The sequence below is a fragment of the Streptomyces sp. SS7 genome (assembly GCF_037993025.1).
Lineage (GTDB): Bacteria > Actinomycetota > Actinomycetes > Streptomycetales > Streptomycetaceae > Streptomyces.
Map to the genome: position 1 here is coordinate 9051798 of NZ_CP141223.1, position 21868 is coordinate 9073665.

The following is a 21868-nucleotide window of genomic DNA, read 5'->3' on the forward strand; positions in this document are numbered from 1 at the left end:
AGGCAGCACTCCGTTATGTGAGGCAACTTTCATGCTCAGAAGGGGCGTTGAGTCGTCGATGGAATCGAGCGCTCGTCTCGTACTGCTGTCCACCGATCGCCTTCTTGACGTACGCCGGCGCATCGGCGACCACGGCGACCGGACCGTCGCCGAAGCCTGCGCCGTCGGGCTGGCGTACTGGGCGACGGGCCTGAGTCCCGACGGCATCGACCTCACCGCCGGCACACCCTTCGCGGACGTCCTCCGCTGGGTCGACAACGGCGGTGCCGCTCCCGCCGGTTGGGAGGTCCACGCGGACGGGCGGAGCATCACCGTGCCCGAGGGCGTCCATCTGGCCGACGCCCAGCTCGCCCTGGACGACCTCGCCGACTTCCCCGACCGGCACCTCGGCACGATCGGCCCGTCCAGCGCGGCGGCGCGCCTCGCGACCCTGGCCGAGTGGAACGACACCCGGTCCGACCGCGATCGCCCCACCCTCGTGGAGATGTTCCACGAGCAGGCCCGCACCCGGCCGGACGCCGTCGCCCTCGTCGACCCCCACCGCACCCTGACCTACCGTCAGCTCGCCGACCGTGCAGCCCAGTTGTCCCACCACCTGATCGAGCGCGGGCTCACCGCCGAACAGGTCGTCGGCATCTCCCTCGGCCGCTCCGCCGACATGGTCGTCGCCCTGCTCGCCGTGCTCCAGGCGGGAGGCGCGTTCGTCCCGCTCGACCCGCAGTGGCCCGCCGCGCGCCGGGCCGTCGTCATCGAGGACGCCCGGGTCGTCCTCCAGCTCGACGCCTCCGGCGAGGCCGCCCCGGGCGAACCGGACGCCGTGGCCGTGGACCTCGGCGACTGGCGGTTCGGCGCGTATCCCACCGGGCCGACCGGGGTCACGGTCCCCGGCGACGCCCTGGCCTACGTCATCTTCACCTCCGGTTCCACGGGGCGGCCCAAGGGCGCGATGATCCGGCACGAGGCGATCAGCGAGCGCCTGCTGTGGCAGGTGCACGAAATCCTGCACTTCGGCCACGACGACGCCTCGCTGTTCAAGGCGCCGCTGTCCTTCGACATCTCCGTCAACGAGATCTTCCTGCCCCTGGTGTCCGGCGGCCGGCTGGTCGTCCTGCGGCCCGGCGGCGAACGCGACCCGCACCATCTGCTGGCCGTCATCGCCGAACAGCGCGTCACCTTCACCTACCTCGTCTCGTCCATGCTGGACGTGCTGCTGGAGATCGCGGGCGATTCGGGGCGCCTGGACAGCCTGCGGCACGTGTGGTGCGGCGGCGAGGTGCTGACCCCGGAGCTCTACGAACGCTTCCGCACCACGCTCGACATCCCGATGTACCACGGCTACGGCCCCGCCGAGACGACCATCGGCGTCTCGCACGTCATCTACCGGGGCGCGGCCGAACGCCTCACGACATCGATCGGCAGGGCCAACCCGAACACCCAGCTCTACGTCCTGGACGACGAACTGCGCCCGGTCCCGGTGGGCGTCGGCGGCGAACTGTACGTGGGCGGCTTCCTGCTGGGACGCGGATACGTGGGCGCGCCCGGACTGACCGCCTCCCGGTTCGTCGCCAACCCCTTCGCCGCCGACGGCTCCCGGCTGTACCGGACCGGCGACCTCGCACGCTTCACCGCCGACGGGTCGCTGGACTTCCTCGGCCGGGCCGACAACCAGGTCAAGATCCGCGGCATGCGGCTGGAGATCGAGGACGTCGAGGCCGGGCTGGCGGAGCACCCCGGCGTCCGGCACACCTGCGTCGTCGCGAAGAAGAACACGGCGGGCGGCACCTACCTCGTCGGATACGTCATCCCGGCGGCCGGCAACGAGGACCTGCGGGCCGACGACGTCACGGCGTGGGCCGCCGCGCACATGGTGGAGTACATGGTGCCCGCCCAGGTCGTCGTCCTGACGGAGTTCCCGCTCACCGCCAACGGCAAGCTCGACCGGGCCGCGCTCCCCGAGCCCGTGATCGGCACGGACGCGCTCGTGCGGCCCGTCACCGAGGACGAGCGGGCGGTGTGCGCGGCCGTCGCGGCCGTCCTGCGGCTCGACGAGGTGGGCGTCGACCAGAACTTCTTCAAGCTCGGCGGGGACAGCATCCTCGCGATCTCGCTGCTGAGCGCGCTGCGCGAGGCCGGGCTGCATGTCACCGCAGGGCAGATCTTCAGCCACGGGACGGTGGGCGCGCTGGCCGCGGTGGCGAGCCGCGAGGACGTCCCGTCCGTCGACCACCGCGATGTCGCCACCGGCTCCGTCGTGGGATCCCCCGTCGTGCAGTGGCTCGGCGAGACCACCGACGCCATCGACGGCTTCGTCCAGTCCGTCGTGCTGACCACCCCCGCCGACCTGACCGCGGACACCCTCGACGCCCTCCTCACCGCGGTCGTCCGCCGGCACGACATGCTGCGCGCCAGGCTGGTCCGCGGCGACCGGTGGAGTTTCGAGATCCCCGAGCCCGACCGGGCCGTGGCGGGCTGGCAGGAGAGCGACCGGCCGCTCGACGCGTGCGTCGCCCTCGCCACCGCGGGGCTCGACCCGGCGGGCGGCGCGATGCTGCGGGCCGTCTGGCGCCGCGAGGCCCGCCAACTGGTCCTCGTCGCCCACCACGTGGTGATCGACGGGGTGTCCTGGCGGATCCTGATGGAGGACCTCGCCACCGCATGGCGGCAGCACACCGGGGGCGTCCCGGTCGAACTCCCCAGGGCGGGCACCTCCTTCCGGCGCTGGACCCAACTCCTCGAAAGGGCCGCGTTCGACGCGGACAGCGCGTACTACCGGCGGCCCCTGCCGGGCGAGGACCTGCCCGTGGGCCGGCGTGCCCTGTCCGCGGCCGACACCGTCGCGCGGGAGCGGCTGCGGACCGTCCCCGTCGGCCCCGAGATCACGGCCGCGCTGCTCGGCGAGATCCCCGCGAAGTTCCACGCCGGGGTCAACGACGTCCTGCTGACCGCGCTCGCCGTCGCCCTCGCCCGGTGGCGCCGCGACCTCGGCCAGCGGCAGACCTTCGCCCACATCGAACTCGAGGGCCACGGCCGCGAGACCTCCTTCGTGGCGCCCTCCGCCGGCTTCGAGCCCGAACTGTCCAGGACCGTGGGCTGGTTCACCACCCTGTTCCCCGTGACCGTCGACCCCGGGGACACCGCCGACTTCACCGCGCCCTCCTACCTGGCCGCCGCGCTCAAGGCGGTCAAGGAGGACCTCGCCCGGGTCCCGGACAACGGCGTGTCCTACGGCGCCCTGCGGTACCTGGCCGGGGCCGAGTTCGAGGCGCCCGCCCCCCAGGTGCTCTTCAACTACCTGGGCCGCTTCGCCGCCGGAGCCCCCGGCGACTGGCAGCTCGCGCACACCACAGGTCAGTTGGGCGAGAGGCGCGACCCGGACATGCGTCTGCCGCGCGCCCTGGAGTTCAACGCCATCGCCGAACCCGCCGCGAACGGCGCCTACGAGCTGGTCACCACCGTCTCCTGGCCCGAGGGGATGTTCACCGACGACGACATCACCGCGCTCACCACGTACTACCGGACGGCCCTGGCCGGACTCGCCGCGCTGGAGGAAGGCGGCCGCTCGCCCAGCGACTTCGACCTCGTGCGGCTCACCCAGGCCGACGTCGACGCCCTCGACTGCCCCCGGCTGCTGGACGTTCTGCCGCTGACCCCGCTCCAGGAAGGCCTCTACTTCCACTCCGTCTTCGACGACGACTCGGCCGACTCCTACGTCGAGCAGCAACTGCTCACGCTGGACGGCGAGGTGGACGCGGACCGGCTGGCAGCGGCGGCCACCCGGCTGCTCGCGCTCTACCCCAACCTCGCGGCCCGGTTCACGGCCCTCGCCGACGGCCGGGTGGTCTCCGTCCTGGAGAGCGGGGCGCGGGCGCCGTTCCGCACGCTCGACCGCCCCGGCATCACCGACGCCGAACTGCGCGCGTTCGCCGAGCGGGACCGCCGCGCCGGGTTCGACCTCGCGACCGGCCCGCTGATGCGGTACACCCTCGTGCGCGGGGGCCCCGGCCGTGACGTCCTGGTGCAGACCGTGCACCACCTCGTCGCCGACGGCTGGTCGGTGCCGCCGATGCTCCGGGCGCTGCTGGCCGAGTACCACGCGCCGGGGACCGTGTACCCCCTCGGCGGCTTCCCCGACTACGTGCGCCGGCTCGCCGGACACGACGAGGACACGAGCGACCGCGTCTGGCGGGAGCAGCTCCGCGACCTGCCCGGCCCCTGCCTGGTCGCCGAGGGCCACACGCCCTCCGACCGCTTCGCGGACACCCTCCTGGAGCCGGAGGACGACATCGACGCGGCCGCCCGGTCGGCCGGCGTGCCGCTCAGCGTGGCCGTGCACAGCGCCTGGGCGGTGACACTGGGCTCCGTCCTGCACGGCAGGGACGTGGTCTTCGGCTCCACGGTCTCCGGCCGCGACCTCGACCTGCCCGGCATCGAGGACATGGTCGGCCTGTTCATCAACACCATCCCCGTGCGGGCCCGTTGGACCCCGACCACCACCGCGCGCGAACTGCTCGCCTCGGTCCGGGAACACCAGAGCGCGGTGCTGCCGCACCAGCACGTCTCGCTCGCGAGGATCGGCCGGCTCGTCGGCGCCGGCGCCCTGTTCGACACCCTGGTGGTGTTCGACGTCGCCACCGACGTGGCGGCCCTGCGGCGGCCCGGCGACACCCTGGCCGTCACCGGCGTCGTCAACGAGGGCGCCCCCCACTACCCGTTGACGCTGGTCGTCGAGCGCACCCCCGACGGGCGGGTCCGCTTCAACCTGATCCACGACGGCCGGCTCATCCGCGAGACGGTCGCCCGGTCGCTGCTGCACACCTTCGCCCGGACCCTCACGGCACTGCTCAGCCGGCCGGAACACCCCGGTCGCCGACCTCACCGCGGACGACCGGAGTCCGGCGCCCCTCGCACCGGCCACGCTCGGCGCCCTCTTCGACGCCGCCGCCCGCCGCGACCCGGCCGCCACCGCCGTCACCCAGTGCGCCCTCGACGGCGCCACCCGCTCCCTGACCTACGGCGAACTCCTGTCGGCGAAGGACGAGTTGGCCGCGACCCTGCGTGCGGCCGGGGTCGGACCGGGCCGACGGGTCGCCGTCGCCGTCCCGCGCTCCGTGGAGCAGGTCGTCGCCCTGGTCGCGGTCGTCGGAGCGGGCGGCGCGTACGTGCCACTGGACCTGGCCTACCCCGACGAGCGGCTGGAGTACGTCCTCGCGGACGCCGCTCCCCAGGTCGTCCTCGTGGACCGCGACCAGCGCGACCGCTTCACCCGGCTGCTGGCCCGGGCGGACGTCCCGGCCCGGGTGCTGGTGCAGGGCGGCGCACCCCGGCCGCCGCGGCACGCCACCACCGCGCCCGCCGCCGAAGCCGGCCGGCACGATCCCGCGTACGTGATCTACACCTCCGGCTCCACCGGCCGGCCCAAGGGTGTCGTCGTCCCGCACTCCAGCGTGGTCGCCCTGCTCGGCAACACCCGGCGCGACATGGACTTCGGCCCCCAGGACGTGTGGGTCCAGTTCCACTCCTTCTCCTTCGACTTCGCGGTCTGGGAGCTGTGGGGCGCGCTGGCGCACGGCGGCGAGCTGCTGGTGCCGGAGTACGGGCTGACCCGCTCCCCGGTCGACTTCCACCGCCTGGTCCGCGAGCGCGCGGTGACCGTGCTCAACCAGACGCCGTCGGCGTTCTACCAGTTCATCGAGGCCGACCGGCACGCGGGCGAGCCGCTGCCCGCCCTGCGCCGGATCATCTTCGGCGGCGAGGCGCTGGACCCCGGGCGGCTCCGCGGCTGGGTCGAACGGCACGGCACCGCCGCGCCCGAGCTGGTCAACATGTACGGCATCACCGAGACCACCGTCCACGTCACCCACCGGGTGCTCACCGACGAGGACTTCGCCGGGGACGACGTCAGCCCCATCGGCGGCCCGATCCCCGGGCTGGCCACCTACCTCCTCGACGACCGGCTCCGGCCGGTCCCGCCCGGCACGGTGGGCGCCATCTACGTGGCCGGCGACCAGGTCTCGCTCGGCTATCTGGGCCGTCCCGGGCTCACGGCGTCCCGGTTCGTGGCGAACCCGTTCCGGGACGACGGCTCCCGCATGTACCACACGGGTGACCTCGCCCGCCGTACCCTCGACGGCGCGCTCGAATTCACCGGCCGCGCCGACGACCAGGTCCAGCTCAAGGGATTCCGGATCGAGTCGGGCGAGGTGGAGACCGCGCTCCGCGAACTGGACGGGGTGGTCGACGCGGCCGTCACCGTCGCGGCCGACGGCGACCACCTGGTGGCGCACGTCGTGGGCCGCGTCCCGGACGACCTCACCGCCCGGCTGTCCGCCAAGCTGCCGGTGCACATGGTGCCGGCCCGCGTACGGACGCTGGACGCCCTCCCCCTGACGGTGAACGGCAAACTGGACCGCAAGGCCCTGGTGGCCGGTGCGGCAGCGCTGCCGCCCAGGGGCGCGGGGCAGTCTGCATCGGCGGCTCCGCCGCGGGGCGCGACCGGCCAGGAGGCGCCCGCGGACGAGAACGCCGCACTCACCGCGTTGACAGCCCTCTTCGCCGAGGTGCTGCACGACACCGACGCGACCCCCGACACCGACTTCTTCCGCGCCGGAGGCGACAGCATCGTCGCCATCACCCTCATCAACCGGGCCAGGGCGCTCGGCCTGCCCGTCGCGCCCCGCGACGTGTTCCTCCTGCGGACCCCCCGCGCGCTCGCCGCGCACCTGAGGACCCGGGAACCCCGCGCCGCGGCAGCTCCCGCACCCGACCGCCGCACGGACGGCCCGCTGCCCGCCACGCCGATCATCCTGCGCCAACGCGAACTCGGCGGCTCCCTCGCCCGGTTCGCCCAGGCCCGGACCCTCCTGGCCCCCGAGGGCACCGGGTTCGCCGACGTCGAGCGCGCCGCGCGTACCGTCGTGGCCGCCCACCCGGCCCTCCGGCTCCGGCTGCGGACCGAGCACGGGGTCTGGACCCTGCGGACCGAACCGGCCGGCGAGATCACCGTCGTACGGCCGGACACGACCGACGCCACGACGGCGGCGAACGACGCCGCCGGACGGCTCGACCCCGAAGCCGGGGAGGTCGTCGCGTTCTCCTGGCTGGAGCACAGCCGGACCCTCGTGGTCACCGTGCACCACCTCGCCGTCGATGCGGTGTCCTGGCTGGTCCTGCTGGACGACCTGGCCACCGCCCTGCGCGCGGAGGCCCTGGCGGCCCCGACCACCTCGTACGCCGAGTACGCCGAGGCACTCGCCCTCGACGCCGCCCGCACGACCGAGGACCTCGGGCACTGGATCACCACGCTCCAGGCGCCCCCGCTGCTCCCCGCCGTCGACGGGCTCCGCGCGACCACGGTCGTCCTCGCGCCCGACGTCAGCGACCGGGTGACCCGCGTCGCGCCCACCGCGCTCGGGATCGGCCTCACCGAACTGCTCTGCGGCGCGCTGCGCGCCGCCCTCACCCGCGTCCAGCCCGAGCCCACGGATCTGGCGGTCGAACTGGAGCGGCACGGCCGGGTCCCGGTCCTGGAGCACCACGACTACACCCGCACGGTCGGCTGGTTCACCGCCGTCGCGCCCGTACGGCTCACCCCGCACACCGATCCGGTCGCCGCGGCGCGCGAACTCCTCCGGCGCCAGCCCGACGAGCGCGCGCACGTCCGCTACGGCCTGCTCCGGTACCTCAACCCGCAGACGGCCCCGCTGCTGACCGCCCGCCCGCAGGTGCTCCTCAACTACCTGGGCCGGGGCAGCGAGTCCCGGGCGGTGCCGCTCACCGGCGGCGACGAGGGCAGCCGGTACGCCGTCGAGGTGAACGCCTGGCTCGACGCCGCCACGGGAAGCCTGCACGCGGACTTCACGCTCGCCGAGGGAGTCCCCGACACGCTCCTCGACCACTGGCGCGGCGCCCTGGAGCACCTCGCCGACGTCTCCGCGCGGGCCGAGCGCACCGCACCGGTCACCCCCCTCCAGCGGGGCCTGTACTTCCAGGCGCAGCTCGCGGGCCCGGCCGGACACTACGTCGCGCAGAGCTGGTTCACCTTCGACCGGCGGCTGGACACGGACGCGCTCGCCGACGCCATGGCCTACGTGACGGCCCGGCACCCCGTGGTCGGCGCCGGCTTCGGCACCGACGACGACGGCGACCCCGTGCAGGTCCTCGGGGCGGGCCGGCGGGTCGGGGTGCGCACCGTCGAACTCGCCACGGACGCCGAGGTCGACGCGCTGCGCGCCCGCGACCGCGCCACCGGCTTCGACCCCGGCGAGCCGCCGCTGGTCCGGCTGACCGTGGTCCGGCTGCCCGACGGCCGGGACGGGCTGCTGCTCAGCTACCACCTGCTGCTGTGGGACGGCTGGTCCCGCGAGATCGTGCTGCGCGACCTGTTCGACGCCTACGAGGCCGTCGTCGCGGGCGAGCCGCCCGTCCCGGTCCCGGCCGTGCCGAGCTTCGAGGACCACGCCAGGGCGCTCGCCGCCCGGGACGGCGCCGCGGCCGAACGCTTCTGGGCGGAGCACCTCGCCGAACTCCCCGGCCCGACGCTCCTCGCCGGACCGGCGCCGGTGTTCCCGGACGACCTGCCGCGCGCCCTGGTGCACACCCTGAGCGCGGCCCGCTCGGAGCGGCTGGCGCAGGCCGCCAGGACACACGGCGTCACCCTGAACTCCGTGCTCACCGGCGCCCTCGGCCTGCTGCTGGGCGCCCGCACGGGCCGCGCCGACGCCGTGTTCGGCGTGACCGTCTCCGGCCGCGAGGGCGAGGGCCTCGAGGACGTCGTCGGCGTGCTGCTCAACACCGTGCCGATGTGGACCCGGCCCCGGCCGCACGACTCCGTCCGCGCCTACCTGTCGGGCGTGCAGGCGGCCCGGGTCGAGGCGATGGAGCACGAGCACCTGGGGCTCGGCGAGATCCAGCGGGCCGGCGGGCACGACACCCTGTTCGACAACCTGTTCGTACTGCAGAACTTCCTCGACCTGGACGCGTTCGCCGAGATGAACGCCCGCCACGGCATCGTCTCGGTCCAGGCGGACGACTCCACCCACTACCCCTACACCTGGGTCGTCACCCCCGGCGACCGGCTCACCGTCAAGCTGGAGTACCGCGACGGCGACACCGAGGCCGCCCGCCGGCTCCTCGACGACTACCTGCGGGTGCTGGACGACCTGACCCGGGCGACCGGACCGGTCGGCGCGCTGCCCGGGCCGGCGCCGCAGCCCGAGCGGGGCGAGCGCACGGACATCGGCACGGACACCGTCGTCGACCGGTTCGACCGGGCGGCCGACCGCGACCCCGGACGGGTGGCGCTGGTCACCGACGGCGCGACCCTGACCTTCGCGGGGCTCCGGGACCGCAGCCGCGCCCTGGCCGGGGTGCTCGCGGCGCGCGGCATCGGCCCCGAACGGACCGTGGCGCTCGCGCTCCCGCGCTCCCTGGACTTCGTCGTCGCCCTGTTCGCCGTCCTGCGGACGGGCGCCGCGTACGTGCCACTGGAGCTGGACCACCCGGACGAGCGGATCGCCGCGATCGTCGAGGACGCGCGCCCGGACGTCGTCCTCACCGTCGGCCCGGTGGCGCCCCGGCTGGCCGGCCCGACCGGCGAGCTGATCGAGCTGGACCGTCCGCTGCCCGCGGCCGAGCCGCTCGTGACGTTCGCGCCCGGCGACCCGGACCGGCTGCGGCACCCGGCGTACACGATCTACACCTCCGGCTCGACCGGAAAGCCCAAGGGCGTGGTGACGGAGTACGCCGGTCTCACCAACATGCTGATCAACCATCAGCGCCGGATCTTCGAACCGGTGCTGGCCGACCACGGCCACCGGGTCTTCCGGATCGCGCACACCGTGTCGTTCGCCTTCGACATGTCGTGGGAGGAGCTGCTGTGGCTCGCCGACGGCCACGAGGTGCACATCTGCGACGAGGAACTGCGCCGTGACGCGCCCCGGCTCGTCACGTACTGCCTGGAGCACGGCATCGACGTCGTCAACGTGACCCCGACCTACGCCCAGCAACTGGTCGCCGAGGGGCTCCTCGACAACCCGGCACGGCGCCCGGCTCTGGTGCTGCTGGGCGGTGAGGCCGTCACCCCGACGCTGTGGCAGCGGCTCGCCGAGACCCCGGGCACGGTCGGCTACAACCTGTACGGACCCACCGAGTACACCATCAACACCCTCGGCGTCGGCACCTTCGAGTGCGCGGACCCGGTCGTGGGCGTGGCCATCGACAACACCGACGTCCATGTCCTCGACCCCTGGCTGCGTCCGCTGCCGGACGGGGTCCCCGGGGAGCTGTACGTGGCGGGCATCGGCATCGCGCGCGGCTATCTCGGGCAGCCCGCCCAGACCGCGCACCGGTTCGTCGCCTGCCCGTTCGGCGAGCCCGGCGAGCGCATGTACCGCACCGGCGACCTGGTGATCCGCCGGCCCGACGGCAACCTCCTGTACCTGGGCCGCACCGACCAGCAGGTCAAGATCCGCGGGCACCGGGTCGAACCAGGCGAGGTCGAGGCGGTGTTCGCGGCGCACCCGGCGGTGCGGTTCGTCGCCGCGGTCGCCCAGCCGGACCCGCAGGTCGACGGCTCCCACCGGCTGGCCGCCTATCTCGTGCTGGACGGGGCGGACCTGGCGACGGTCGCCGCCGAGGTCGGCGCCGGGCTCCCGGACTTCCTGCGCCCGACGCACTACGCCGAGGTCGACGGCATCCCGCTGACCGTGAACGGAAAGGCTGACACGAAGGCACTGCCCGAGGCCAGGCCGCTGGGCGCGCTGACCACGGCGGGGGAGCGGGGCCCCCGGACGCCGACCGAGACCGTGGTGTGCGAGTTCTTCGCCGAGGCACTGGACCTGGATGACGACGAGGTGAGCGCGGTGAGCGACTTCGTGTCCCTCGGGGGGCACTCCATGCTGGCGGTACGGCTGGTCGGGCTGCTCCGCCGCGAGTACGGCCCCGTCGTCACGATCCGAGACCTGTTCGCCCTGCGCACCCCGGAAGCGATGGCCCGCCACCTCGATGACCACTCCTGACACCCAGCGGCCCCGCACGGGGTCCGACATCCTGCGCACCGCCCTGCGCCGCAACATCGGCGCCATGGCCGGGGGCACCCTCCTCATGGGCCTGTACCAGGCCGGTGAGACGGCGTTCCCGATCGCGCTCGGCCTGATCGTCGAGCACACCATGCGCCACCGCAGCCCCGGTTCGCTCGGTCTGTCGATCGCCGCGCTGGCCGTGATCATCACGACGGTCTCGCTGTCGTGGCGGTTCGGCATGCGCGTCCTGCAGAAGGCCAACACCACGGAGGCGCACCGCTGGCGGGTGCGGGTCGCGGCCTGCGGACTCCAGCCGGTGGCCCGGGACGTCGACCTCAAGTCCGGCGAGGTGCTGACCATCGCCACCGAGGACGCGGACCAGACCGCCGACATCGTCGAAGTGGTACCGCTGCTGATCAGCTCGCTGGTCGCGGTGGTGGTCGCGGCGCTCGCGCTGGGCCTCGCCGACCTCCGGCTCGGTCTGCTGGTGATCGTGGGCACCGTCGCCATCATGGCGGTCCTGAGCGTGCTGTCCCGGCGGATCGGCTCCAGCACCCGGGAACAGCAGGCGCGGGTGGCGCGGGCCGGTGCGAAGGTCGCCGACCTGATCACCGGACTGCGTCCGCTGCACGGCTTCGGCGGCAACCACGCGGCGTTCCGCTCCTACCGCACGGTCAGCACCGAGGCGAAGCGCCAGGCGGTCACGGTCGCCAAGGTCAACGGCGCCTACGCGGGCACCGCGCTGGCCCTGAACGCGGTGCTCGCCGGCGCGGTGACCCTGACGGCGGGCTGGCTGGCGTTCGAGGGCCGGATCGACATCGGGGAGCTCGTCATGGCCGTGGGGCTGGCGCAGTTCATCATGGAGCCGCTGAAGCTGTTCTCCGAGATGCCCAAGTACGTCATGATCGCCCGCGCCTCGGCCGAGCGGATGGCGCTGGTGCTGGCCGCGCCGCCGGTCATGGTTCCGGGGCCGGAGCACCCGGCCGCGGGCGGGGGACTGGAGCTCGACGGGGTGCGGTACGGGTCCCTGCGCCGGTTGAAACTCCAGGTGTCCGCAGGTGAGTTCGTGGCGATCGCCGCCTACCAGCCGCGTACGGCCGCGGACCTCGCGTCGGTGCTGGCCGTCGACGTGCCGCCCGCCGCGTACGAGGGCGTGGTGCGGGTCGGCGGGCGGGAACTGGCGGAGCTGTCGATCGAGGCGCTCCGCGCGCACCTGCTGGTCAACCCCTACGACGGGGAGATCTTCGCGGGCACCCTGCGCACCAACATCGACCCTTCGGGCACCAGTCGGCTGGTCCCCGAGGCGGTCGAGGCGTCCCTGCTCACCGATGTCGTCGCCCTGCACCGCGAGGGACTCGACCACGCCGTCCGCGACCGCGGCGCGAACCTCTCCGGCGGGCAGCGCCAACGGCTGTCCCTGGCCCGCGCCCTGGCCGCCGACGCCGAGGTCCTGGTGCTGCACGACCCGACGACGGCCGTGGACGCGGTGACCGAACAGCTCATCGCGCGGGGCGTCGCACGTCTGCGCCGCGGTCGCACCACCCTCGTCATCACCAGCAGCCCGGCCCTGCTGGACGCCGCCGACCGGGTCCTCGTCCTGGACGAGGGCGTCATCACGGCCGAGGACACCCACCGCAACCTGCTGGCGACGGACGAGGCGTACCGGGCGGCCGTGACCAGGTGATCCTGCCGGCAGGCGCTAGGCGGTGACCCGAATGTCTAGCCGAGGGCCCAGGCGACATCCCTGAGCAGGGCGTGGCGCCACCCCGCGCGGTCGTGGCCGGACGCCGACCGGGAGACCCGTACGGTGGCGCCGGCCTGCCGGGTCAGGGTCTCGGTCAGCTCGCAGTGGGGCAGCATCCGCCGCTCGTGCTCACCCACGTCGAACGCGATCCGCAGGCCGGAGAGATCGGGGCGCCCGCGCAGCCGGTCGGCGACGGCACCGCCGACCGGGCCGCCCAGTGGGTCGGCGCGGTCCAGGGCGTCGGGCGTCCACCAGAACGAGCCCGACTGGCAGGCCACGCGGGAGACCAGCTCCGGGAACTCCAGCGCCGCGTACAGCGCGCTCAGCCCGCCGAGGCTCTGCCCGGCGACCACCAGCCGCCCCGGGTCGGCGGGCGTCCCGGACCGGGCTACCAGCGGCAGCAGTTCGTCGCGGACCGCCTCCCACAGGTCGGGCCGGCACGCGAACTCGGCCACCCGGTCCCGGGCCGGGAGGAAGACGAGGGTGACGGGGGGCAGGTCACCGGCGGCGACGGCCGAGTCGAACGCGGTCATGGCCGGGTGCAGATACAGCCAGTCGTCCCCGTCCAGCAGCAGCACGACCGGTCCGCCGCCGCCCGCCGGGTGGATGCGGACCGTGCGCCGCCCGCCGAGCCGGCCGCCGGCCCAGCGGATCCGGGCGAGCGGCACGGGCAGCACCCCGTCCGCGCCGACCGCGGGCCAGTGCGGCTGGGCCGGGGCGTCCGGCGTCGCGGCGATGGACCGGTCACCGCCCGCGGCAACCGGGTTGAGGGGGTCGGCGTACGTCTCGTCGCCCACGAGGAACCGGTAGGTCACCCGCAGCCGCGCCGGCATGCGGACCTCCGCGTACCAGCAGTCCGAGGCGCCCCACCGGCGCAGCGGCACCGGCTGCGACCAGCTCTCGAAACCGATGATCGCCTCCGGCCCGCGCCACAGGAACAGGGTGCGCCAGCCGCCGTCCTCGGCGGGGACCGACACGGGCGCTCCCGCAGCCGCCCAGAAGGCGTCGGTGCCGGGTGCGCCGGACAGCCCGAACTCGGCGAAGCCGTCTGTCATTTCGGCCGGGAGGCCCCGCATGAGCGTCTCCTTGTGAGGGGGAAGGGGAAGAGGTTAGGCTCATTCCAATTAGGCGAGGCTAACCTAATCTTGACCTTTCCGGGAGGCACTCAGCATGAGCACCAACCCCTTCGACGACGCCGACGGCCGTTTCCTGGTCCTGGTCAACGACGAGGGCCAGCATTCGCTCTGGCCGTCCTTCGCCGGGGTGCCCGGCGGGTGGACGGTCGCCCTCGGCGAGACCACCCGGGAAGCGTGCCTGGAGTACGTCGAGGCGAACTGGACCGATCTGCGGCCCCGTTCCCTCGCCGCGTCCGGGGATGCGTGACCGCCACCGGACTGTCGTACGCGCACCCCTTGGGGGTGCCGCTCGTACGCACCGCGTGTCCCGCGGACGCCGCCGCCCTCGCCGCGCTGTCCCGTCCGTTCGTGCGGTCGGGAGCGCTGCGGGAGCGGCCCCTGTCGCTGTACGCGGCCCACGCGGCCGACTTCCTCGTGGTGCAGGCCCATGACGGCACCCTCGAAGGGTGTCTGGGCCTGCGGGTGCACGGGGACGGCGGGCACGGCCCGGCCGGCGTCCTCTGCAACTTCTGCGTGGCGCCGGACCGGCAGGGCCGTGGAACCGGGGTGCGCCTGCTGGAGGCGGCGCCGGCCCGGGCCCGCACCCTGTCGCTGGGCGCCCTGTTCACGGCGACCACCGGCGGGGGCGGCCTGTTCCTGCGCCACGGCTTCGCGCCCACGGGTCCGAGTCCGGCGCCGGCCGACTGGGTGCGCTCCCTGGGCCCGCGGCGCGACGCGCGGGCCCTGGGGCGGGCGTTGTAGGGGCGCGCTACCGGACGGGGGTCCGCCCGTGCGGCGCCCCGCCCGCCCCGGTGCCCGGGACCACGGTCGTCCCGGACCGCTCCTCGCCCAGCAGGCCGCGCAGCAGCGCGTGCGGCACTCTCCCGTCGAGCACCCGGGCCCGGTGCACACCGGCCCGGACGGCCCGCAGGCAGCCCTCCATCTTCGGCAGCATCCCGGTCGCCAACTCCGGCAGCAGGAGGTCGAGTTCGTCGGCGGTGAGACGCTCGATCACCTCGGTGCCGCGCGGCCAGTCGGCGTACAGCCCTTCCACATCGGTGAGCACCACCAGACGGGCCGCGCCGAGCGCCACGGCCAGCGCGGACGCCGCGAGGTCCGCGTTGACGTTGAAGACCTCTCCGTCCTCGCCGCGTGCCACGGGGGAGACCACGGGGATGTGTCCCTGCTCCAGGAGGGCCCGCACCGCGCCCGGGTTGACGTCGACGATGTCGCCCACCAGCCCGATGTCCACCGGGCGGCCGTCCACCCGGGCCGGCCGGCGTACGGCGGTCAAGGTGTGCGCGTCCTCGCCGGTCATGCCGACGGCGAAGGGGCCGTGCGCGTTGATGTGCCCGACCAGATCCCGCTGGACCCGGCCCGAGAGCACCATGCGCACCACGTCCATCGTCTCCGGGGTGGTGACCCTGAGGCCCGCCTCGAAGCGGCTCTCCAGCCCGAGCCGGTCGAGCATCGCGCTGATCTGCGGGCCCCCGCCGTGCACGACCACCGGGCGCAGCCCCGCGTGCCACAGCTCCACGACGTCCTCGGCGAAGGCCTGCTGGAGGCTCTCGTCCACCATGGCGTTGCCGCCGTACTTGACGACGACCGTGCTGCCCCGGAGTTCCTCGGCCGGCCGCGGTCCGCCGGCCGGGGTCTGACGGTGTGTGTGCTCCGCGACGGCGGTCATCACGTCTGCGGCCCCTGCGGTCATGCTCGCTCCCCTGTGCGGTGTCCCGGTGTGGTCACGCGTCGCGCCGTTCCCCGTGCAACAGGGGGCCGTCGAGTCATCCGGACCCCAAGATTGGTTAGCTGAGCCTAGCCTAAATTACCTCCCTTGGGTGGGGTGCCGCATGCACCCGGGGCCTCGGGGAGAGGTTCTCCCCGAGGCCCCGGGCGGTGGGTGGTACGTGTGCGGCGGAGGCGGATCAGCGCTGGGTGTAGATGAACCCGACCTTGTCGACCTCGTCGCCGGACCGTCCGTGGAAGCCGGCGATCTGCCAGCCGCCGGGTGCGGTGCGGGTCACGCAGTCCGAGGTGGTGGTGCCGCCGGCCAGGGTGCGGCCGAGGTTCGTCGTGAACTTCGCGTAGAAGATCCGGGTGCGGCCGTCCTTCTGGGCCTGGCACAGGTACGCCGACGTCACGTACTCACCGCTGCCCAGGGTCAGCGAGGAGGCGGTGCCGCCGGTCCCGCCGTGGGTCAGGGTGGTGCCGTTCGACAGGGTGACGCTCAGCTGGTCGACCCGGGAACCCGCCCGCAGCGCGATGGTGGAGGCGCGACCGCCGGCCGGCACAGCGGTGATGTCGTTGTAGTAGTCGCCGTGCGGACCGCCGTACTGGTCGCTCAGCTGGAAGGCGGGGTTGCGCGACCAGGTGAAGCCGACGGCGATCGGGTCGTGGTCGGAGAGCATCAGCCCGCCGGAGGTGAGGAACTTGGCGTGCTCGTTGTTGTACGTCGTGGCGTTCAGCGAGACGAGCTTGCTGCCCCGGTAGAGGACCTTGTCGACGACCTCGCAGGTGTTGGGGACGGTCGCCCCCGACTGGTCGCAGACCAGGGCGTCGCTGCCCTTGGCGGGCGCCGAGCCGCCGCGGATCAGCTGGACCCAGGCGTCGGTCAGTCCGTTGGCGGCGGCGAACTCGCCGATGGTGTCGCCGGAGCGGGTGTAGCGCGTGTTGGTGTCGCCCATCACCACGACCGCGTTCCCGGCGGAGTGGGTCGAGATGAACGAGGTGAGCTGCGCCAGGTTGTCCGCGCGCGAGGCGAGGTCGCCGTCGTTGGTCCCGGCGTTGGTGTGCACGTTGTAGAAGTCGACGTACACCCCCTCGGCGAGCCGCTCACGCATGAAGGTGAAGCCCTTCGGGGTGAGGCAGTCACCGGAGTCCAGCTGGCAGGAGTTCCAGCGCACCCGCTCGAAGTCGTCCCCGTCGTAGGAGATCTTCGACAGTGTGTTGAGCCCGCTGCCGATCCCGGCGCCGCCGCTGGTGGGGGTGCGGTAGGCGTGCGTGGTGTCGCCCGCGTACAGGTAGGCGTGGTAGTTGAAGTCCTCCTGCACATGCACGATGTCGTACGGCGCGATCCGCTCGCCGATGGTGGTCGTGCTGGACTGACGGGGCGTCGACGCGCTGGAGAGGGCCTCGGGCAGTCCGGCCACGTTGTAGCTGAGGACGTTGAAGGTGCCCGAGTCGGCGGCCGTGGCGGGCGGGGCGGCCACGGCGAGCCCACCGAGAACGGCGGTTGTCGCCGCCAGGCAGGCGAGGAGTCTGCGCATGTGGTGTGTCTCCTGGAGGGGGGAAAGCGGTTGCGGACAAGAATATGGCGGAAGTTACCGCTGGTTACCACATTCGTGTCCAGAGTTTGCCCGCACTTTCGGAGGAGTCGCCGCCCGTACACGGACGATTCGGATTCCCGTCATGGAGCCCGCCGGCGCCCGTCGGGGTGCGCCGGGCTCAGGCCGCCTGCGGATGCAGCAGCCGGGCCAGCAGGTCGTCGAGCGTGAGCAGGCCGGTGAGCCGGCCCGTCTCGTCCCGGACCACGGCCAGTGAGGCCCGTCGGCGCCGCGGTTCCTCGACGGCGTGGCCGACCGTGTCCCGCTCGGTCGGCTCCGGCACGGGTCGGCCCAGGCCGGCCGCGGTGACCTGCCTCCCCCGGGCGCGGGCGACCAGCGTCGCGGGCGTGGACCGAGCCGACGCGGCGATGTCGCCGACCAGTTCCTCGGCGATGTCCTCGTAGGTGACGATGCCCGCCACCCCGCCGTGCTCGTCCAGGACGACCGCGAACTCGTCGCCGCGGGAGCGCATCTGCTCCACCGCGTCCGGCAGCGGGAGGGTGTCCGGCGACAGCAGGGGCGGCCGGGCCACCGCCCCGGCGCTGGTGCCGGCCGGCCGGTCGGCGGGCAGCCCCAGGAGGTCCCGTACGCCGAGCACACCCGCGACGTCGTCGGGGCGGTCGCCGAGGACCGGGTAGTTGGAGTGGCCGTGCCGGGAGATGAGGCCGACCGCGTCCGCGGCGGAGGCCTCCCTGCGGACGAACACGGCGTCCGCGCGTGGCATCGTCGCCTCGTCCAGGGTGCGCTCGGAGAACTCCAGGGCGTGGTCCAGCAGCGCGGCGGTGTCCTTCGGCAGCTCGCCCTGCTCCCGGGACTCGCCGATCAGATGGCCGAGTTCCTCCAGGGTGGCGCCGTGGTGGAGCTCCTCGACCGGTTCGACCGCCCGCCTTGCGCAGCAGCCCGTTCGCCGCTCCGTCGAAGACGCGCACCAGGGGGCCGACGACCTTCCGAAGGACGACGGTGGCGCCCACGAAGGCGAGGACCCCGGAGATGCCGCCGGCCGCGGCGCCGGGGACGCCGAGGCCGGACAGCGCCGGCTCCAGCAGCGCGGACACCGACGGCTCCGCGAGGAAGCCGACCACCAGGCCGGTGACGGTGATGCCGAGCTGGGCGCCCGACAGCATGAACGACAGGCGCTCCAGCACCCGCAGCGCACGGGCGGCCCTGCGGTCGCCCGCCTCGGCCTCCCGGGCCCCACCCCAGGGCGAGCCGGTCGGCGGAGACGTAGGCGAACTCCTGCGCGACGGAATAGCCGGTGCCGGCGGCAGGACGAGAACGGCCGGCAGGCCCAGCACGGCGCTCGTGGCACTCACGCGCCACCACCCCGCCGTGCGCCGGAGTGACACATCCGGTCACCGGTGCCGCAGGGTGCCCACCGCCCTGAGGAAGCGGACCGCCCCGTTCTTCAGGGCGGGGTGCGAGCGCACCAGGTGGTGCGCGGCGCGCACGGGCTCGTGGCGCAGCCAGTGCACGGCCGCGGCCGGTCCCGCCGTCCGCAACGCCCCTTCGTGGACCATGAGGTCCCCGGTCTTGAAGGAGTTCTTGTACGGGGCCTCACCCCGGCCGAAGTCCACCAGCCGGATGCCGGACTCGGCCGCCGCCTCGATCATCCGCAGATAGAGGATGCGGCCCGGCGAGTACGGCGCGAGGGCCCGGTCGTACGAGGGGAACCAGCAGGACAGGACCGTGCGGGAGCGCAGTCCGAAGTGGGCGGCGACGGGCCGGCCGGCCGCATAGAGCACCGACAGCGTCCCCGAGCAGTCCGCCGCCCGGGTCGCGGCGAGGCCGTCCACCAGCCGGGCGATCCACGGCTGGGCGAAGGGATCGCGTCGGCCGGTGCGGCGGTAGTGGGCGGACTTCCAGGCGACGAGTGTGCGCAGGGCGGCGGGGCTGCGGTCGTCGTGGACGAAGCGGACCGGCCCGATGTTCCGGCCGAGCCGCCGTTCCTGGGCCCGCGCCGTCTTCAGGAAGCTGCGGGCGTGGGCCCGCAGATGCTGCTCGTAGTGCGCGAACCCGTGCGTGAGGTCGACGACCGGGGACGCGAACTGGCCCGTCGCGTACGGCAGGAAGAGGTCCTGGCCGCTTTCGAGGTGGTTGAACTCCCAGGTGTTCAGGGCGCAGGCCCGCATCAGCTGGTGCGGATCCAGGTGCAGACCGGGGTCCAGGACCGCGCCCTGGCAGTCGGAGACGCCCAGTCCGACGGCCCGGCCGCAGCCCCAACGGCCTCTCTGGTAGGGGAAGTAGCCGACCGTGCGGCCGTCTCGGCGCAGGACCGCCACCCGGGTGTCGTGTCGCACCCGGCCGACGGCCTGGCTGAACTGGGCACTCATGAAGGGGTTGGCGGCGGTCGTGGTCGCGGCGCGCAGGTCGTTCCAGTGGTCGAGGTCTGCGGCGGTCAGATCACGGGGGTGCACGATGGAGATACGCGGAGCGGTGGTGGTCATGGCATCTCCATCGTCGACGGTACGCGCAGGTCAGGCGCCCGGAACGGGAAAACTGGCCCATGTGAACGTTCAGCCGAGTACTCACGGGGACGAGTGAATCGCCTCGGGGAAAACATGACGGAACGTGTCAGGTAAGACGGCCACCATGGGCGCGCCAGGACGGCATTCCACGAGGTGAGGAGTTCCCGTGCACAGCCTGCAGACCGTCATCCCCCTGGGGTGTGAGGAAGCGCCGGCCCGCGAGGAGGCCGTTCCGCCGGAGCGGGCCTGGCTCGGTGTGGTGTCGGCCGACCACGCCCGCCGAGCGAGCCGGTACGGCTGGATCCAGCTCAACCACGGCGCCCGCCGCAATCTCGTCCGGCTGCGCCGGGGAGACGGATTCGTCTTCTACTCGCCCACCGAACACAGGGGCGGCCGGGAGAGACTGCGCGCCTTCACGGCGCTGGGTACCGTCGCCGACGACGAGCCCCGTCTCGCCGACGAGGTGGTGGACATGGGCGAGAGAGGCACGGTTCGGCCCTGGCGGCGGACCGTCGACTTCGCGCCGGTGCACGCCGTCGCCCTGTACGCCGTCACCCACGAACTGCTCCTGACCCGGGAGCGGAACTGGGGCTACCAACTGCGCTTCGGCCTGCTGCCGCTGGCGGTGGCGGACTTCGAGGTGCTGCGCGGCGCGATGGAGCGATGAGGGGCGGGCACACCCGCGGTCGAGGAGCGCGCCGGGGCGCTCCCGCGCGGGACGGCGGCCGACCGGGCCGCAGACACCCGTCTCCTCCACGGACACCCGCCCCGTGAGCCCCCGACCTCCACCGCCCGGGCGTTGTCAGTGGCCCGGAGGAGGATGCCGATCATGACGTCGCCGCTGACCTCGCCGCTGACCCTGCCCGCTTCCCTGACGGCCGCCCGTCGGATCGATCCCGCCGGTGACGGGTGGAGGTTCGTCACCCGTCACGCGGTGGCCACGCCCGCCGGGGACACCTACGTGCTGTCCGGGGCGAGGCGCTATCGACGGGAGGCCGAGGCGGCGACGGACCCCGCCGAGCAGAACTTCGCCTGTCAGCTCATCACCCGCCACGGCACCGACGGACGGCCCGTCGCCGTCGCCCTGTACGGACAACCGCGGCCGGACGGCACGCCCTCGGCGGTCGAGGAGGGCACCGCGCCGACGCTGGCGGTCCTCCCGGACGGGACCGTCGCCGTCAGCGCCGAACCGGGCAGCACCCATCTGATCTCCGCGGACCTGAGCCGCGTCCTGGCCTCCTGGCGGATGCCCTGGGGCTGGCAGGAGGAGAAGGAGCGCAACGGCGACCCGTACGCCGCGTCGATATCCGTCACGCCCTCGGGCCGGCTGCTGTGCGTGACGTCCGAGTACGGGCTGAGCGACTTCGCCGGCGCGCACCCCAACATCGTCGCCCTCTCCGAGCCCGGCGAGCGCCTCGCCCCCGGCTCCAGGGCCACCCTCCGGGCCCTCGCCACGCACGACGCGCGCACCGACCGGCAGACCGACGCCGACCTCTACGCCCACGTCCGCCACCGGGGCGCGCCGGTGGGCCGCGGCAACCGCCCCTCGCCCTCACTGACCGAGATCGTGTCCCGGGACTCCGGCCGCCCCTTCGACTACCGCGACTGCACGTTGGGACGGCCCGCGGCGCTGGGCGACGACCTGTTCGTCGTCCCCGTCTTCGGGCGCCTGCACCGCTCCGGCAACCGGGGCCAGGTCTTCACCTTCGCGCTCCTCGACGACCAGGGCACGGTCCGGGGCCGTCTGGAGGGACTCGACCGGTACGAGGACAGTCCGTTCACCGGCTTCTGCTTCACCGTGGTCGGCGATCCGTACCGCGCCCGCGCCTTCCACCTCAACCGCTTCGGCCTGTACGCCTGGAGCGCCGACGGCCGGCTGCGCTCCCGCATGTCCACCGAGGACAAGCCGTACAAGGCGCTCACCCACTTCACCCTCCTGGAGGTCACGCCCGCAGGTGAGCTCCTCCTCGCCCACCGGGGGCAGCACCTGCTGCTCCGCGTGCCCGTCCCGGAGGACCTCGACGGCCTCGCGGCCGCGGTGGAGGCGGCCCTCAAGAGCTACGCCCGCGGGCGTACGGCGTGGAAGAAGGAGTACGCCCCGGTGAACTGGCACTGGGTCGACGGCTCCGCCCGGGTGCACCACCTGTGAACCCGGGCCGGGAGCCGTCGTGCGCGCCCGGAGCGGTCGGGGAGGGGCCGGAGC

Annotated in this window: 9 protein-coding genes and 2 pseudogenes; 6 read left to right on the plus strand and 5 right to left on the minus strand. The window is 73.7% G+C overall.

Annotated features, from left to right (window positions below):
* Positions 1-58: 58 nt before the first annotated feature.
* Both U5640_RS40775 and U5640_RS40780 read left to right on the plus strand, forming a co-directional pair.
* Positions 59-11015: pseudogene (locus tag U5640_RS40775) on the plus strand (amino acid adenylation domain-containing protein).
* Positions 11002-12702 (plus strand): ABC transporter ATP-binding protein, encoded by a 1701-nt coding sequence (locus tag U5640_RS40780; protein WP_340384261.1) that lies wholly within the window; start codon positions 11002-11004, stop codon positions 12700-12702. The pseudogene U5640_RS40775 and the gene U5640_RS40780 overlap by 14 nt, the downstream one beginning before the upstream one ends.
* Before the next feature lie 35 nt (positions 12703-12737).
* On the opposite strand, the gene U5640_RS40785 is transcribed toward U5640_RS40780, so the two are convergent.
* Positions 12738-13838: an alpha/beta hydrolase-fold protein gene (locus U5640_RS40785; RefSeq protein ID WP_340384262.1), complete on the minus strand. Its 1101-nt coding sequence runs from the start codon at positions 13836-13838 to the stop codon at positions 12738-12740.
* Between the two features lie 94 nt (positions 13839-13932).
* Here U5640_RS40785 and U5640_RS40790 point away from each other — a divergent pair, with 94 nt between their 5' ends.
* Complete coding sequence (locus U5640_RS40790; RefSeq protein ID WP_340384263.1) at positions 13933-14145, plus strand: MbtH family protein; 213 nt, start codon at positions 13933-13935, stop codon at positions 14143-14145.
* Positions 14142-14639, plus strand: coding sequence for a GNAT family N-acetyltransferase (locus U5640_RS40795; protein ID WP_340384264.1), 498 nt, complete (start codon positions 14142-14144; stop codon positions 14637-14639). The genes U5640_RS40790 and U5640_RS40795 overlap by 4 nt, the downstream gene beginning before the upstream one ends.
* Before the next feature lie 7 nt (positions 14640-14646).
* Here U5640_RS40795 and argB read toward each other — a convergent pair whose 3' ends face one another.
* From argB to U5640_RS40815, 4 genes and pseudogenes are all read right to left on the minus strand, one after another.
* Positions 14647-15564, minus strand: a complete 918-nt coding sequence (argB, locus tag U5640_RS40800) for an acetylglutamate kinase (protein WP_340385629.1) — start codon at positions 15562-15564, stop codon at positions 14647-14649.
* A gap of 238 nt (positions 15565-15802) precedes the next feature.
* The gene (locus tag U5640_RS40805; RefSeq protein ID WP_340384265.1) at positions 15803-17143 is read right to left on the minus strand and encodes a jacalin-like lectin; all 1341 of its coding nucleotides are present in this window, start codon (positions 17141-17143) and stop codon (positions 15803-15805) included.
* 178 nt (positions 17144-17321) lie between these two features.
* Positions 17322-18513, minus strand: a pseudogene (locus U5640_RS40810) (hemolysin family protein).
* Positions 18514-18552: 39 nt separating this feature from the next.
* Positions 18553-19644, minus strand: a complete 1092-nt coding sequence (locus tag U5640_RS40815; RefSeq protein ID WP_340384266.1) for a GNAT family N-acetyltransferase — start codon at positions 19642-19644, stop codon at positions 18553-18555.
* A gap of 187 nt (positions 19645-19831) precedes the next feature.
* On the opposite strand from U5640_RS40815, the gene U5640_RS40820 reads away from it, so the two are divergent.
* The gene (locus U5640_RS40820; protein ID WP_340384267.1) at positions 19832-20332 is read left to right on the plus strand and encodes an EVE domain-containing protein; all 501 of its coding nucleotides are present in this window, start codon (positions 19832-19834) and stop codon (positions 20330-20332) included.
* 162 nt (positions 20333-20494) lie between these two features.
* A complete protein-coding gene (locus tag U5640_RS40825) occupies positions 20495-21814 on the plus strand; it encodes a hypothetical protein (protein ID WP_340384268.1) in 1320 nt (439 codons plus the stop codon).
* The last annotated feature ends 54 nt before the right edge of the window (positions 21815-21868 follow it).

What these genes read in the sequence shown, in the direction of transcription:
- U5640_RS40780 (WP_340384261.1), top strand. Translation starts at nt 11,002, where the DNA reads ATGACCACTCCTGACACCCAGCGGCCCCGCACGGGGTCCGACATCCTG.
- U5640_RS40785 (WP_340384262.1), bottom strand. Translation starts at nt 13,838, where the DNA reads ATGCGGGGCCTCCCGGCCGAAATGACAGACGGCTTCGCCGAGTTCGGG.
- U5640_RS40790 (WP_340384263.1), top strand. Translation starts at nt 13,933, where the DNA reads ATGAGCACCAACCCCTTCGACGACGCCGACGGCCGTTTCCTGGTCCTG.
- argB (WP_340385629.1), bottom strand. Translation starts at nt 15,564, where the DNA reads ATGACCGCCGTCGCGGAGCACACACACCGTCAGACCCCGGCCGGCGGA.
- U5640_RS40805 (WP_340384265.1), bottom strand. Translation starts at nt 17,143, where the DNA reads ATGCGCAGACTCCTCGCCTGCCTGGCGGCGACAACCGCCGTTCTCGGT.
- U5640_RS40815 (WP_340384266.1), bottom strand. Translation starts at nt 19,644, where the DNA reads ATGACCACCACCGCTCCGCGTATCTCCATCGTGCACCCCCGTGATCTG.
- U5640_RS40825 (WP_340384268.1), top strand. Translation starts at nt 20,495, where the DNA reads ATGACGTCGCCGCTGACCTCGCCGCTGACCCTGCCCGCTTCCCTGACG.